This is a genomic window from Paenibacillus guangzhouensis, from assembly GCF_009363075.1.
GTDB classification, from domain to species: Bacteria; Bacillota; Bacilli; order Paenibacillales; family Paenibacillaceae; genus Paenibacillus_K; species Paenibacillus_K guangzhouensis.
This window is the reverse complement of sequence record NZ_CP045293.1, coordinates 1560119-1574357: the sequence shown is the minus strand read 5'-3', so window position 1 is coordinate 1574357 and position 14239 is coordinate 1560119. Positions and strand designations below refer to the sequence as shown.

Here is a 14239-nt window from a genome sequence, read left to right as displayed (position 1 = left end):
GACACATCGTTAAAACAAAAAAAGCCGCAACTACGCAGCTTTAAAAGCAAACTTTAAATATTCATGTCTCAGTGATGTCTGTTATTAAAGTTTAAACCGACTACTTTTTTCGCAGCCGGTTCTACTACTTTTAAATCCTTATCGTTATCGCAACGTTATATCTCTTGTACAGAAGGTGCGAGATCCGGCGCCTTTTGGTTCATGATCGGTACCATGGCGAGTGCGCCAATTAGAAATAACAACCCTGCTCCGCTATAGATCGTACTTAGCGAGAACGAATCCTTTAACGCGCCTGCGAAAGACATGGAAATGACCATCATGCCAACGAACATCGGATTTAGAACCCCATTTACCCGGCCAACAATGGAAGTATGGGACCATTTCAGAATCATTGTGCTGATCCCGATATGAATACAAGGGAAAACAAGCCCATTTAGAAATTGAACGGTCAGCGTGACAGGAACGCTCGTCGAATACCCGACAATCACCGTGCAGATTGCGCCTGCCAGCATACCGATTGCAAGAAGAAGCTGTGGTGGAACCCGCTTCGCAAAGGCCGCAACGATTCCGCCACCGATCAGCATGGCTGCGCCATTCACCATCAGCAGGTATTGCAGGAATTCTTTACTCTTGCCTAGCTGCTCTGTTACGATGAACAGGTTGAGAGCTTGGGCTACGCCAACAGCGAGTCCTGCAAGAATAAACGCGAGTCCGAGCATACGCAACACTTGGCTTTGCCAAACATAACGAAAACCTTCTATGAAATCCTTACGGAATTGCCCTTTTGCTGCGACCGTTTGAGATCCCATAGTATCCTCAGGCAGACGAATAAGGACGAGAGCAGATAGCAGAAACACGACGCCCATGATAGCAATCGATATCTCAAGGCCGAATGTGCTGTATACGAAGGTTCCAAGCATTGGACCAAGTACCATGAAGATAGCCATCAGGGATTGGAATAGAGCCATCCCTTGTTGAAGCTGTTCTTCAGGCACATGAAACTTAAATAATCGCATGCTTGAAGGCTGCGAGAACTGCGATAAAATAGCTGAGATAAATGCGACAAGGTAGACGGAATGCCAAGAACCGAAATGTATGGTCAGAAGTACGACGAATACCGATACTGCGGATAATAAATCGCACCAGATCATCGTTCGCTTAGGCCGCCAGCGGTCGGCAAATGTGCCCCCGATGAACGAAAAAACAAAAATTGGCGCAAATTCTGCCACACTAATTAACGAAATGGCATAGGGATCATTGTTGGTTCTATAAGCAACATACAGAAGAATTGCGAAATTACGTACCCAAATGCCGATCTGCAAGAGCACACTTGAAAATAAAATCGTCTGCAGAAAACGATTGCTAAGAAGGCTTGGTACAGTAGTACTTTTTTCAGGCCTATTCAATCTTTTCAACCTCCATTTTTTCTATAAAAATTATCTTTAGTAATGGTATGACTCTCCTTTCCATACCTAATTATACCAATCTCATCATCGTTCACCTCCGACTTAAGACTGATATTTATGGAGTGAATCACCAGCTATTTGCAAAAAAAAAGCCAATACACAATTGGAGGTATTGTCATGATCGACGCTTACATTTACATCCCTTCTCCTTTCAAATTCAATACGTGACTTGCTTTTTGTATTCCTTCTGCTCTTGAGAACCCAATATTTCTGTACAACTGATCAGCAATTGGATTTTCTGTATATAAAGTTAATGTACGAAAATACTTCTTTTGCTTCCTCTATGATCATCCCTAGTAGCTTCTTCCCTACGCCACTACCTCTGTGTCTCGGTAAAACATATAAATGTCTCACTCGACCTACATCAATAAGATCAAGATAAGGATCAATATTCAAACCACCTATCCCAATGACTTCCTCATCAATGATTGCTACAAATAAAGATTCTCCGAATCTATTAAATTTGTTACTTCCATCCGTGTATTCATCCTGTAATTTCTGAACCATGTTATATCCTTCAGATATGCTATCGTCTAACAACGAATTCAAATTGTACTGTTCAAAATAAGTAACTCTTTCAATAAGCATCGTCGTATTCACCCGCATTTGATACATGATTTGCCGTTCTTTCATATAAGGTCATATTTACGAACTTAAAATAATTCCATATTTAAAAAAGGAGCTGACTCCAACCAAGCTCCACTACTATCGTGTCCCGTTAGAATGTAATAATCTTTATAATGAGAATCTGTTCTTGATGCTTTCGGCAACTTCACGAGCGGTAATTTTCGTATTGTTTATTCTTATATAGTTCTCTTTATTTATTTCCCCCTCAAACGAGTTCAACCGATGTTGTTCCATTGTCTGCTTCAGATCCTGTTCAGAACGTGCGATATCTCTCTTAGTTGGTTTATGCTCAAGCCTATGGGGTGTCTTGTTACGCTCGATTCTCTCATCTAGATCAGCTTCAAGCTCAACAAAATAGACCTCGGCACCCTTATCCTCAAATACTTTACAGATTTTATCAACGTAATCCCAATCTCCTTGCAAGTCGAGTCCCCATACATAGGTGAATATCATTCCATACATATCACTTGCAGCGGCCGCTTCAAAGATGTCTTGACGAAATTTATTCGCTAATCCCCACATTTCACGACTAAAACCAAAATAGGGAGCCAGTAATTCAATCGTCATATGGTTGTGAAACAATTTTAAATCGGTTACCTTTTCCAGTTCATGCCCCACTGTCATTTTACCTACTGCCTGGGGACCAAATATCAAAACAAATTTCATGTTTCTCACCACTTCATAAGGTATTTGGATAATAGTACCGTGTTTTAGTTATTTATTAAGCTATAGAGTGCCGTTCGTGTAGTACAACTTCATTTCCTTACCGTTAAAGAATGACCTAGAAACCAGCTATATAATTCCGGATTATCGTATGTTTCTGTCCAGGAGTTGTGATTCGACTCAGGATAGATTGTGAAAGAGACATTTCCACCGTTTTCGCGAAGGGCGTCTACCATTTTTTGTTGTTCAGCGATAGGAATGATATCGTCCTTCGCGCCATGAAATGCCCAGGTGGGCGTTCCTATGAGTTCGTGTACCCGGTTAAGGTTACCTCCACCACAAATGGGAGCGATGGCCGCGAACCTACCTGGATATTCTGCTGCTAAGTGCCACGTCCCATAACCACCCATGCTTAACCCCGTTAAGTATAACCGATCCGGATCTACGTTATAATTTGCAATGATCTCATCTACTAATGCCATCACTCCGTCTTGTTCAGCATTCCAGAATGAATCCTCCGGGCATTGTGGGGAAATCGTAATGAATGGGAAAGAAGGATCGCGTTCTGCGATCATAGGAATTCCATGTACTTTGACCAACTCCAGATCGTCTCCACGTTCACCTGCCCCGTGAAGAAATAAGATTAAAGGCCACTTCATTGAGGATTCTTTATCATAATCATTTGGTATATGTAAGAGGTATTTCATCCGCACTTTTTTTGTTATTTCTACTTCCAATTTATTTGCGGTTTGACTCATTGTATCTCCCTCACTTTTGTGATATCTCCCATAGGGGGTAAAAATAGAATTCCCCATATTTCCCGAAATTCCTTCTGTTGTATTCAGTTGAATATTAGCCTTAACCGTATAGACTGCCAAAAAGCCTTTACATTCTGTTCCTGGTCATCGTATTCATTAAACTGCTCGTTAGTTAGGCATTTAAATTGACAATCAGGTAAAAGAACGGTATGATAAGCAAGCAATTTAATTGTGCGCAATCAAATTACGAAAAACCATGTTATCGAGGTGTCTATGGAACAGTTTTCAGATCAATTGCTGCGATTAGATCAACAACTTTGCTTTGCTTTGTATACCTGTGAGAAAGAAATGACGAAGCTGTATCGTCCGCTGCTAGAAAGTCTTGGACTCACATATACCCAGTACATCACAATGCTAGCTTTATGGGAAAAAGATGAAATCTCGGTTAAAGCACTGGGTCAGAAGCTCTTTCTGGATTCAGGAACATTAACGCCATTGCTAAAAAGGCTTGAAGCCTCAGGACTACTTCGGCGTGAACGCGATGTGGAAGATGAGCGAGTTGTTATCGTGTATTTGACGGAACAAGGTATCGCTATGAAGCAGCAAGCTTGCGCGATCCCGCTTCAGATCGTCAATCGGACTCGGCTTTCGTCTGAAGATATTGTCAAACTCCGAGATCAGTTAACCAAATTAACACATATTTTGAATCAATATACCGAGGAGGTACAATAGTATGTCAATCTACAATATCCCATTGGAAACGATTCAGGGTCGCGATGCCAAAACATCTGACTACGAAGGTAAAGTGCTCATAATCGTAAATATTGCAAGTAAGTGCGGTTTTACGCCGCAATACGAAGGTCTAGAAGCTCTTTACAAGAAATATCAAGCTCAAGGTTTGGAAATTCTAGGTTTCCCGAGCAATCAATTCGCAGGTCAAGAACCTGGAGATAATGCGGAAGTAGAATCCTTCTGTCAAATCAATTACGGCGTCACCTTCCCCCTATTCGCGAAGACCGATGTAAAAGGAAGCGCTGCACACCCCCTATATAAAGAATTAATTCAAGCTGCACCTTTCCAAGGGTTTAATACGGCCGATGCAGCCGGTGCGAGATTTCAGGCGATGTTCGAGCAAGGAATGCCTCAAGAATTAACAACCGATGATGTAAAATGGAATTTCACGAAGTTTTTAGTGGATCGGCAGGGTCAAGTTGTACGTCGTTATGAGTCCTATGAGACGCCTGCAAGTATGACTGCTGATATTGAGAAATTGCTCTAAAATATACGAGTTTATCATTAACCGGAGGCGAGAAATACTCCCCTCCCTTGTATGCATTGTACAGACTAACCTGATCAGTAAAAAACAGCCTTGGCCGTTAGTTGGCCAAGGCTGTTTGCATATGAGCGAACTACTTTATACAACCGTATTACTTATAATCGTCAGAAATCCGTTCTTTGTAGCGGTATCAATTAACCGATTTAAGGATTCACTTGCTGTATCGCTAAACAAAAGCCACTCATCTTTAGATACGTCATGAATCAAATTCTCTGGGTATCCTTTTAAAAGTTCAGACGGAAAAGTACGTATTAAAGAATAAACATCATAACGAACGAAGCTGTTCCCTTTTTGGTCTAGAAAATCATATTGCGCATTTTTATAATAAGACCCAAGTGTATCTATGGTTAGGTGCCAAGAGTAGTTTTCAGGTGCTTCAACTTTTTCACCTTTGTTTTCTTCAAAAATAAGATAGATTGCTTCGTTATATGCATTACCATGAACTTGCGAAACAACACCGCCCATCGTCATGTGGTATTCTTGTTGCATTGCTTTTATCGGTACATTATCTATCAACAATGGTTTAGTATCGACAGTCACTGCATCGTTGCTGTAATTGATACTACATCCAAACGTCTCTGCGATAAATCGAAGTGGTACAAATATTCGATTATTTTTTAGGTATGGTTTTACATCAAGTATCATCTTTTTACCGTTCTTCTCCGCTGTACTACTGTTCAGTGTTAATATGACTTTCATACCGCTTTTAGCGAGAATAACCTTGGAATTGGACCATTCGACGCTAGCTCCCAAATTTTCACTAATCACACGTAGAGGTACCATTGTACGTTTGTTCTTATTTTCGGGCTTCACATCGGATGTAATCACAACACCATCAACTTTGATTTGAATTGCGGCTGCATAAATCGTAGACGATGAAATAAATAGAAAGATGGATAGAAAAACAACAAAAAATGCTTTTTTCACTAATGATAGCTCCTTTTCAAATAATAAATTGGAAAATAGTAGTAGTTTCCTCGTATTAAGAAGACGCAACTGGATGAAATTTGTTGCACTTTTCCCCTTAAATAAGGCGATTACTTTCCAGTTAATGACATGATCTGAATAGTCATATATAATAGACTGATAGTCAATAAAAATGTAGGAGGTATATTCTTGGACTCTACTTTGCAAATGTTAAAAGCTCTAACCGACGCCAACGGCGTACCTGGTCACGAAGACGAAGTGCGTGACGTTATGCGGGAGCACATTGCCCCTTATGCTGACGAAGTGACGGTTGATCATCTCGGCAGCTTGATCGCTAAAAAAACGGGCACGGACCCGGAAGGCCCTAAAATTATGGTTGCTGGACATTTAGATGAAATCGGTTTCATGGTGACGCGGATCGACGACAAAGGCTTCCTATACTTTCAACCGCTCGGCGGCTGGTGGGAGCAAGTGATGCAAGCGCAGCGGGTGACCGTCATGACGCGCAAAGGGAACATCCCAGGCGTGATCGGTTCGAAACCGCCGCATATTTTATCACCGGAAGCCCGCAAAAATCCAGTGGACAAAAAAGAGATGTTCATCGATATCGGTGCGGAAAGTAAAGAGCAAGCTACGGAGTTCGGCGTTCGCCCGGGCGACTCCATCGTACCGGTTTGCGAATTTACCGTGATGAAAAATGAAAAAATGCTGATGGCCAAAGCATGGGACAACCGCATCGGTTGTGCCATCGCGATCGATGTGCTGAAGCAATTGAAAGACGTCGAGCATCCGAATACCGTGTACGGCGTCGGTACCGTTCAAGAAGAAGTCGGCTTACGCGGAGCGAAAACGGCCGCAAATGTCATTCAACCGGATATCGGTTTCTCGGTTGACGTAGGGATCGCCGGCGATACGCCGGGTGTGAGTGAGAAGGACGCCTTGGCCAAAATGGGCAAAGGGCCGCAAATTCTCATTTATGACGGATCGATGATCTCGCATCGCCGCCTGCGCAACTTCGTTACCGACACAGCGGATGAGCTCGGCATACCTTATCAATTCGACTATGTCGCAGGAGGCGGCACCGACGCGGGCGCCATTCACGTGACAGCTGGCGGTGTACCGTCGCTTGCGATCTCGATTGCAACGCGATATATCCACACGCATGCCGCGATTCTCCACCGTGAGGATTTCGAAAATGCCGTGAAGCTGATCACCGAAGTAATCAAACGATTGGATAAAAACACAGTGAAGGAACTTACATTCGGTCAAGGGTAAGGAGCGACTGCTCGCCACCTTCCCTAAAAAAACCCTTCGGCAATAGATTTTCCAGCATAAATAAACTCCCCTTCTTTTTAAACCTTGAAGGGGAGTTTTTCCATCTATTTGCGCACAGGCCAAATGGGTTCTTGCTCAAATTCTACAGCAATGACCGTGTTCCATTCGTCGCAAAGTTCGGCGGGGACATTGATCCAAATCCGATTCACGCTGTAGTTTCCTTCTGCCCCGCTCATATATCCGAATATTTCTTCCACTTTGTAAGGCAGCTCTTCTCCCGTCTTCACCATCTTCACGGTCTTCACTTGGCCTCCCAGTTCACGCACTTCCACAGGAAATCTCGGAATCTCTCTGACATGCAAATAGAGAGTATCCCCTTTGCGGGTCATAGGTCCATAATAACAAGGAGGATAGTGCTCTACAACGCGTTTGGTTCCATAGATACTATCACCTGAGTGGCCAAGCCACGCTCCGATTCGCTGTAATCGTTCAATCGCTTCTTTGGGCCAGGTGCCATCCGGCCGAGGGCCTACATTTAACAGCAAGTTCCCCCCTTTGCTTGCCACTTCGAGCAATGTATCTAGCAGGGTGACTTCGCTTTTATAGGTCGAAGCATCGGAATGATAAGCCCATTGATGATTCATGGTCATGCAAGTCTCCCACCATCCATCCGGTGGATGTGTCGGTACGAATTGTTCTGGCGTCTCATAGTCACCCACGTCTGGCAACCGATCGTTAATGACGAGATGCGGCTGCAAGTTCAACATCATTTGCTTCACTTCACTGCTGCGCCAGCGATCCGCACCGAATCCCGGAACATCGAACCAGATTAGATCAATCCGACCGTAATTGGTTAGTAATTCTCGCAGCTGTTCCATGAAGCGCTGGTGAAATTGCCACCATCTCGCAGGGTCATAGGTATTCGGCTTAGGCGATTGAATACCCTTGCTAATCGGGATTGTAGCGAAATCAGGGTCATGCCAATCAATGGTCGTAAAATAAAGCCCTACTTTTAACCCCGCTTCTCTCATAGACTCGACATAAGGGGCGATCAAATCTTGCTGCGGTCCTCTCTTCGTCGCACAATAGTCGGTCGTTGCCGTATCGAAGAGGCAGAAACCATCATGATGCTTCGCAGTGAGCACCACGTATTTCGCACCGGCTTCTTTCGCACGCTGTGCCCATTCTCTAGGATTATAGTTCGTAGGATGGAACTCATCCGCCAGACTTTCATAGGTTTCAACATCCAAATGCTGACTGCTATGGGGCATTAAAGGCCAAGAAGCCTCAATTTCGCGTAAAGCATACGGACCCCAATGAATAAAAACGCCGAATCGAGCTTCATCGAACCATTGGGCTTCGGGATGAACTGCTTTCATGAACATTCAACTCCTCTTGATTTATTCGTGAAAATAGCATGCATGCTACTGAACTCGGTATTCATTAAAATAACGTGGAATGATTTCGGTCGATGCTCCTGGCATCTGCGGCAGCACATAGAACCCGTCCTTTACCGTTGCTGGCTCTACGAAAATATGGCGAATCCAAGGAATATACTCTAACAGAAACGCATTTGGCGTGGATGCAACCAGATGTTGATGAATTTGCCCCATATCGCCGACATGTGGACATATTGGTAAATCGTATGCGGCAGCTAGCCCCGCGACTTGCAGCCATTCCGTTATACCCGCGACACGCGTAACATCCACCTGCACATATTCGACTGCACCCTGATGGATATAATCACGAAACGCATATTTGGAATACACATGCTCACCAAGTGCAATCGGTACGTTCAGCTCATCTGCTAATTTCCGGTGATTCATAATATCATCTGGATTCAGCGGTTCCTCGAGCCAGAGCAGGTCGAACTGCTCCAATTTCTTGCCCCACGTCATCGCTGTCGTGATATTCCATTGTTGGTTCACGTCAATCATCAACCCGACTTGATCCCCGATCGCCCTACGTACCGCCTGTACCCTTGCGAAGTCCTCACGTGGATCTGGCTTGCCGACCTTCATCTTGACTGCGGTAAATCCCTCCTCAAGAATGCTGCTCATATCAGCAATAAGCCGTTCCTGACTCCAATTCAACCAACCGCCATTCGTATTATAGGCTTTAATCTTCTGGGATTTATGTCCGCCGAGCAGCTGCCAAAGCGGTCTGTTCGAAGCTTTCGCCATGATATCCCATAACGCAATGTCTACTGCGGCTAAGGCCATATGCGTGACCCCTGCACGACCAATCCAATGCATCTCCCCATATCGCAGTTCATCCCAAATCTGCTTCACCATGAACGGATCCTTGCCGATCAGCTTCTTAGCATAATAGCGATCGATGGTCGCTGCAATCATCTCGTCTCCTTGTGCGCATGTGCCCGTATACCCGTAACCCGTTATTCCCTCATCGGTGTATATGCGCATGCCTGTCACGCCCCAATGCGTAGCTACATTAATCGCATCTGTGATCGGCGGGGTAATTGGAACGTGCAAAATAAAACTCTCTGCCTTTGTGATCTTCATGATTCAATCTCTCCCTGTTCCCTCGATGTCTTCAATAGCCTAACGATGCGCCGCCATCGACCGGCAAGGCAACACCTGTTATGAATTGCGATGATTCTGAAGCCAGAAATACGACGGCATCGGCAATTTCCTCCGCACGTGCTGGTCTGCCAAGTGCATGCATCTCATTGAGTGAGGCGCGTACCTGCTCAGGATCGGCCTGCTCCATCGTCCATTTCTCAAGCAGCGGCGTCATCACGCCTGCGGGACAGATACAATTCACCCGCACCTTGTCTGGGGCATAATCGATTGCTAGAGCTTTCGTCATGGCAATAATGGCGCCTTTGGTCGCAGCGTAGACGGCATTCTGCTTCTGACCAATCAACCCATTCAACGAGGCCATATTGACGATACTCCCATGCGTGGTCCTTAAATAAGGAATCGTATATTTAATCATCAGATAGACGCTCTTCAGGTTAATGTCGATTACCCTTGTCCATTCGTGTTCCGATACTTCTTCCAATGGTTTAGGCAATATAGTTGCGGCATTATTGAATAAGACATCGATCTGACCGAATTGCCTTCCAACATCCGTGACAAGCGCTTGAACCGCTATATCATCGGATACGTCCGTCTGTATAGCCACTGCTGATCCGTTATGACGGATGATCTCATGAACGACCCTCTGAGCTCCATCTTCGTTCAAGTCTGCGATGACCACAATTGCACCTTCGGAGGCGAATCTTTTGGCTGTCACTTCACCGATGCCAGATCCGCCACCCGTTACAATGCACACTTTCCCTTCAAAAAAAGACAACGCGCTTCCTCCTCTCAACCCTTTCCATGAATGCTTGCTTCTTGCCTAAGAACGGATAAGCTGTTGAATTTGCTCCGATGCAAGGGCTAACGCTTGTTGTTCCGATAATTCACCTATGATGCATCTACGAAGCGCTTGCCATAGGATGTCCTCAGCCGCAGGGTACTGCGGGAACTTAGGCGGAATAATGACGCTCGTAGCAATCGTCTCCTCAAGTAGAGACCAGCGTCTAGCGGCAATGGAATTCGGAGGAGCCTCCCGTTTCTGGCGTGACATGATCGATTGCCGTACTGGAACATGACCTTGCTCCGCATCAATAGCTTGCACTCCTGGCGAAGTCATAAATTTAAGTAACAAGAGTGCCTCTTCCACATGTTCGCTGGACGCTGGAATCGCGAACGAATGACTTCCGCAATAGACCGCACGAATGCCGTTTGCCGATTTCGGGGTCAACGCAAGATCAAATACGTTAGCGACGGGTGACATCGGATCGGACAGTAGGCTGAAATATCCTGGCCAATCCGTAATCATCGTACTCTCCCCCTGTCGAAAGCATTCGGATACTTCATCATAGTGCATGGTTGGAAGTTCTTTCGGTGTCCATCCGCACTGATACCATTGTCTGAGCTTGTGAAGGGCTTCACCCCCCGCAACACTAGCGAACATAGGCTGTAATTGCTCATCGAATAGCTGTCCACCGCTGCTGATCAACAATTCGAAGAAGGTCCCGAATAACCCGGATTCCATCCCTGGAAACGCGAAGCCCGTGTAGCCCGCTTCCGTTGCTCTCATCGCAACATCGGCTAGCTCCTCCCATGTCTTAGGAACCGACAATCCCAGCTCTTCCAGACGATCCCGTCGATAGACGAGTAACCTCGCATCAAAATTACGCGGAACACTCATCAACTTACCTTGCACGCGAGCAAGATCCAGAAGAGCGGGAGAGAAATCCTCCAGCTCTTCTGCGGTGAATTCCTGATCTAATGCATATAAATAACGTGCTTGCGAGGGAGCATATTTCGTATGCGTCGATATCAGATCATAGGAAGGTAAGCCGTTCTCCATAGATTCTTGTACATGACGATTCAGGTCAGGATGTGTTCCCTTGAACCCAATATCCACTTGGATCCCGAACCTCTGACTAAATTGCGCCAAGCATTCGTACAACGGGGAATAGGCAGGGCCGTCAATGAGCGCAACACGAAGCGTCTTGGATTTCATGTCATGAATACACCTCCGCGCTTTATTTCAGGGATGACAAGAACGCTACCGTCTTCGGATCGGACTGGAATGCGGATGTATCGAACGGCTCTGTCATCGCTTTTTGTGCCATCTCCAGGTATTGCGTCAAGCCTAATTTCTGCAAGCCGTCCACATAAGTCTGCCAATCCTTCTCGATCGATTTCGCTCCATTAATGAACTGAGCCATAGATTGCTTCACATACTGTTCAATATTGGTCTTTAGTAATGCGAAGTTCTGATACTCCTCTGGTTTGATCCATATCACCCCTGGATACACTTGCTTCGGTTGATGTCCGGCATAATTCTTCATCGTCTCCAGCATCAACAGCGATTCCAACCCATCCGCCGAGAATGGTGCTTTCGCTTCAACAAATCCGTTTCTCCATGTGGTATTCTGGAAAATCGGTCCCATCTGGTTCCAGCCTTCATTCTGCTTTGCGCCAGCAGAGTAGAATTTATCAGACTGCGTGATGAACAGCGCTTGCTCCCCGCTCAGACCCTTGATGCCCTCTCCCGCCTTGGTCCAATACTTCCCTTCCTGTCCGAAATTCATCATTTGTGTGCCTTCAGGCGTATAGATGAAATCGACGAGTTTGATCATGCGTACGATTTGCTCTTCGGTGGCGTTTTTCGTCACGACGAACGTCAAGGATTTAGGCGTATTTCCACTGAACGCCGCATATTGGGTGCCATCCGGTCCTTTAAGTGGTGAGACGGTACTCCAGTTCGGATAACTTGGATTGGCCGTGTCTATAAAGCCAGCGCTGTACAGATAAGGAACGACGCCAACTTTATTCTGCGCAGCCAATTGCTTGATCACATCGCTCTTTTGACTAAAAGCTTGCTTATCGATAAGCCCTTTCGCGTACAGGTCACGCATATAAGCAAGGCCATTTTTCCATCCTTCTTGCACAGGGGCAAAGCTTACTTTTCCATCCTCTACATTGAAGAAGTCGGAACCATTGTCATATATGAAGGCATTCATGAGAAAGATTGTTAGGTCAAACCCGTCAGATGTGCCTGACAGCGGCACGAGTCCGTTATCTTTAAAAGTTTGCAGGACCTTCGTGAGCTCATCCGTCGTCGTCGGCATCGTCAATCCGAATTTATTCAAATAGTCTGTATTAATCCAGAATTTCTGGCCCCAGTAACAATGGATGCATGAATTATAGCTTGGGACGCCATAGATGTTCCCATCCGGTGCGGTTATTGCTTGCTTCAGACCTGGCGCGGTCTCGATCGCTTTCGTTAGATTAGGAGCATACTTCTCGATATAAGAATTAAGCGGGACAATGATCCCTTGCTGTGAATATTTCAGTATATCTGACGGTGAAAAGCTGCCCGACCAGAACGCATCCGGATAATTGCCGCTGGACAGCAGCAGCGATTGCTTCGTTAGAGAATCGCTAGATGGCGCAATATTCCATTGAATATTCAGCTTGAAGGTTTCTTTCACATAATTGGTGAACCAGTTCGTTTTGAGGTCTATGACATCCGAAGATGGAACCGCGAAGAAGGAAACATCGACCACTTTGTTCTCGTCGACCGGACCATTGTTATTCGTCGATGCATTATTGTTCGTAGGTTCTGTCGAATTGCCTGAGCAAGCGGATAATATGATCATGATGGATGCCATCATAATCGCCAATACCGTTCGATTGATACGAATCATGCATACCCCTCCAAAATTCGAAATGGAATTCACCCTCACGACCCTTTGTGCTTATTCTTTGATGGAACCCACCATCACCCCTTTAACGAAATATTTTTGAATAAACGGATACAAAATCAACACCGGAATACTAGCAATCACAATCACGGAATATTTCAGAAGTGTCTTCATATCTTCGAACTGTTTGAGTTGTTCCGGAGATAACGTAATCGAGTTCGTCGAGACATTGTTTAATACCAGAATTTCACGCAAGACGAGCTGCAGCGGGTAGAGATTCTCACTGTTCAAGAAGATCAGCGCGTTAAAATAGGAGTTCCAATTGCTTACCGCAGCCCATAGCAGTAATACCGCAATCACGGGCTTAGATAATGGAAGAACGATTCGTGTTAAGAACTTCGTATCATTGCATCCGTCGAGCTGAGCAGCTTCATACAAATCATTTGGAATCGAGCTTTGGAAGAATGTTTTGGCGACAATAATCGAGAAAATATTGAGTGCCCCTGGTAGGATCATGGCCCAACGTGTATCGAGTAAATGAAGAGATTTAATAACGAGATAATAAGGAATCAATCCACCGCTGAACAGCATCGCGAACAACAGCGCCCACATGAGGACTTTCCTGCTCATAAACGTCTTCCGGGATAAGGGATATGCCATCATGATGGTTAGCGCAACGCTAATGATGGAGCCTAAGACGGTGTAGATGATGGAATTCAGATAACCCGTCCAAATTTGGGGATATTGGAATACGGCTTGATACCCGTACCATGTTGGTTCAACCGGGAACAACCATACTCTACCGGATGTGACGGCAGCCGATGAACTGAAAGATGAGCTGACAATATAGATTAGGGGGTAAGCGACGCATAGTAGAATAATACTTAGAAAGATATAAATAACGGCGATGCTCACTCGATCGCTCCAAGGCTCGCGAATGTGAATGGCTTTCTCCATA

At 45.2% G+C, this 14239-nt stretch carries 14 protein-coding genes; 3 read left to right on the top strand and 11 right to left on the bottom strand.

Going from position 1 to position 14239, the window contains the following annotated elements:
- Nucleotides 1-155: 155 nt before the first annotated feature.
- From GCU39_RS07070 to GCU39_RS07055, 4 genes are all read right to left on the bottom strand, one after another.
- Complete coding sequence (locus GCU39_RS07070) at nt 156-1406, bottom strand: MFS transporter (protein WP_152392865.1); 1251 nt, start codon at nt 1404-1406, stop codon at nt 156-158.
- A gap of 282 nt (nt 1407-1688) precedes the next feature.
- Nucleotides 1689-2099: a GNAT family N-acetyltransferase gene (locus GCU39_RS07065; protein ID WP_152392864.1), complete on the bottom strand. Its 411-nt coding sequence runs from the start codon at nt 2097-2099 to the stop codon at nt 1689-1691.
- A gap of 102 nt (nt 2100-2201) precedes the next feature.
- Complete coding sequence (locus GCU39_RS07060; protein ID WP_152392863.1) at nt 2202-2759, bottom strand: AAA family ATPase; 558 nt, start codon at nt 2757-2759, stop codon at nt 2202-2204.
- 89 nt (nt 2760-2848) lie between these two features.
- Nucleotides 2849-3634 carry a carboxylesterase family protein gene (locus GCU39_RS07055; protein WP_227793470.1) on the bottom strand — a complete coding sequence of 262 codons (786 nt, stop codon included), beginning with the start codon at nt 3632-3634 and terminating at the stop codon, nt 2849-2851.
- A gap of 153 nt (nt 3635-3787) precedes the next feature.
- Between GCU39_RS07055 and GCU39_RS07050 the strand changes: the two genes are divergently transcribed.
- The gene (locus GCU39_RS07050; RefSeq protein ID WP_152392862.1) at nt 3788-4246 is read left to right on the top strand and encodes a MarR family winged helix-turn-helix transcriptional regulator; all 459 of its coding nucleotides are present in this window, start codon (nt 3788-3790) and stop codon (nt 4244-4246) included.
- A gap of 1 nt (nt 4247) precedes the next feature.
- Nucleotides 4248-4793 carry a glutathione peroxidase gene (locus GCU39_RS07045; RefSeq protein WP_152392861.1) on the top strand — a complete coding sequence of 182 codons (546 nt, stop codon included), beginning with the start codon at nt 4248-4250 and terminating at the stop codon, nt 4791-4793.
- 135 nt (nt 4794-4928) lie between these two features.
- On the opposite strand, the gene GCU39_RS07040 is transcribed toward GCU39_RS07045, so the two are convergent.
- Nucleotides 4929-5777 (bottom strand): stalk domain-containing protein, encoded by an 849-nt coding sequence (locus tag GCU39_RS07040; protein ID WP_152392860.1) that lies wholly within the window; start codon nt 5775-5777, stop codon nt 4929-4931.
- Between the two features lie 207 nt (nt 5778-5984).
- On the opposite strand from GCU39_RS07040, the gene GCU39_RS07035 reads away from it, so the two are divergent.
- Nucleotides 5985-7052 (top strand): M42 family metallopeptidase, encoded by a 1068-nt coding sequence (locus GCU39_RS07035; RefSeq protein ID WP_152397122.1) that lies wholly within the window; start codon nt 5985-5987, stop codon nt 7050-7052.
- Nucleotides 7053-7156: 104 nt separating this feature from the next.
- Here GCU39_RS07035 and GCU39_RS07030 read toward each other — a convergent pair whose 3' ends face one another.
- From GCU39_RS07030 to GCU39_RS07005, 6 genes are read right to left on the bottom strand one after another with little or no spacing between them, the layout of a single operon-like run.
- Entirely contained in the window at nt 7157-8431 is a 1275-nt protein-coding gene (locus tag GCU39_RS07030) for an alpha-L-fucosidase (protein WP_193726801.1), read from the bottom strand.
- Nucleotides 8432-8476: 45 nt separating this feature from the next.
- Nucleotides 8477-9574 carry a mandelate racemase/muconate lactonizing enzyme family protein gene (locus GCU39_RS07025; protein ID WP_152392858.1) on the bottom strand — a complete coding sequence of 366 codons (1098 nt, stop codon included), beginning with the start codon at nt 9572-9574 and terminating at the stop codon, nt 8477-8479.
- Nucleotides 9575-9605: 31 nt separating this feature from the next.
- A complete protein-coding gene (locus tag GCU39_RS07020) occupies nt 9606-10370 on the bottom strand; it encodes an SDR family NAD(P)-dependent oxidoreductase (RefSeq protein ID WP_152392857.1) in 765 nt (254 codons plus the stop codon).
- Between the two features lie 45 nt (nt 10371-10415).
- Nucleotides 10416-11591 carry an extracellular solute-binding protein gene (locus GCU39_RS07015; RefSeq protein ID WP_152392856.1) on the bottom strand — a complete coding sequence of 392 codons (1176 nt, stop codon included), beginning with the start codon at nt 11589-11591 and terminating at the stop codon, nt 10416-10418.
- Between the two features lie 22 nt (nt 11592-11613).
- Nucleotides 11614-13284 (bottom strand): type 2 periplasmic-binding domain-containing protein, encoded by a 1671-nt coding sequence (locus GCU39_RS07010; RefSeq protein WP_152392855.1) that lies wholly within the window; start codon nt 13282-13284, stop codon nt 11614-11616.
- 51 nt (nt 13285-13335) lie between these two features.
- A complete protein-coding gene (locus GCU39_RS07005) occupies nt 13336-14238 on the bottom strand; it encodes a carbohydrate ABC transporter permease (RefSeq protein ID WP_152392854.1) in 903 nt (300 codons plus the stop codon).
- Nucleotide 14239 lies beyond the last annotated feature (1 nt).

What these genes read in the sequence shown, in the direction of transcription:
- GCU39_RS07005 (WP_152392854.1), bottom strand. Translation starts at nt 14,238, where the DNA reads ATGGAGAAAGCCATTCACATTCGCGAGCCTTGGAGCGATCGAGTGAGC.
- GCU39_RS07060 (WP_152392863.1), bottom strand. Translation starts at nt 2,759, where the DNA reads ATGAAATTTGTTTTGATATTTGGTCCCCAGGCAGTAGGTAAAATGACA.
- GCU39_RS07035 (WP_152397122.1), top strand. Translation starts at nt 5,985, where the DNA reads ATGTTAAAAGCTCTAACCGACGCCAACGGCGTACCTGGTCACGAAGAC.
- GCU39_RS07010 (WP_152392855.1), bottom strand. Translation starts at nt 13,284, where the DNA reads ATGATTCGTATCAATCGAACGGTATTGGCGATTATGATGGCATCCATC.
- GCU39_RS07015 (WP_152392856.1), bottom strand. Translation starts at nt 11,591, where the DNA reads ATGAAATCCAAGACGCTTCGTGTTGCGCTCATTGACGGCCCTGCCTAT.
- GCU39_RS07025 (WP_152392858.1), bottom strand. Translation starts at nt 9,574, where the DNA reads ATGAAGATCACAAAGGCAGAGAGTTTTATTTTGCACGTTCCAATTACC.
- GCU39_RS07050 (WP_152392862.1), top strand. Translation starts at nt 3,788, where the DNA reads ATGGAACAGTTTTCAGATCAATTGCTGCGATTAGATCAACAACTTTGC.
- GCU39_RS07065 (WP_152392864.1), bottom strand. Translation starts at nt 2,099, where the DNA reads ATGAAAGAACGGCAAATCATGTATCAAATGCGGGTGAATACGACGATG.
- GCU39_RS07030 (WP_193726801.1), bottom strand. Translation starts at nt 8,431, where the DNA reads ATGAAAGCAGTTCATCCCGAAGCCCAATGGTTCGATGAAGCTCGATTC.
- GCU39_RS07045 (WP_152392861.1), top strand. Translation starts at nt 4,248, where the DNA reads ATGTCAATCTACAATATCCCATTGGAAACGATTCAGGGTCGCGATGCC.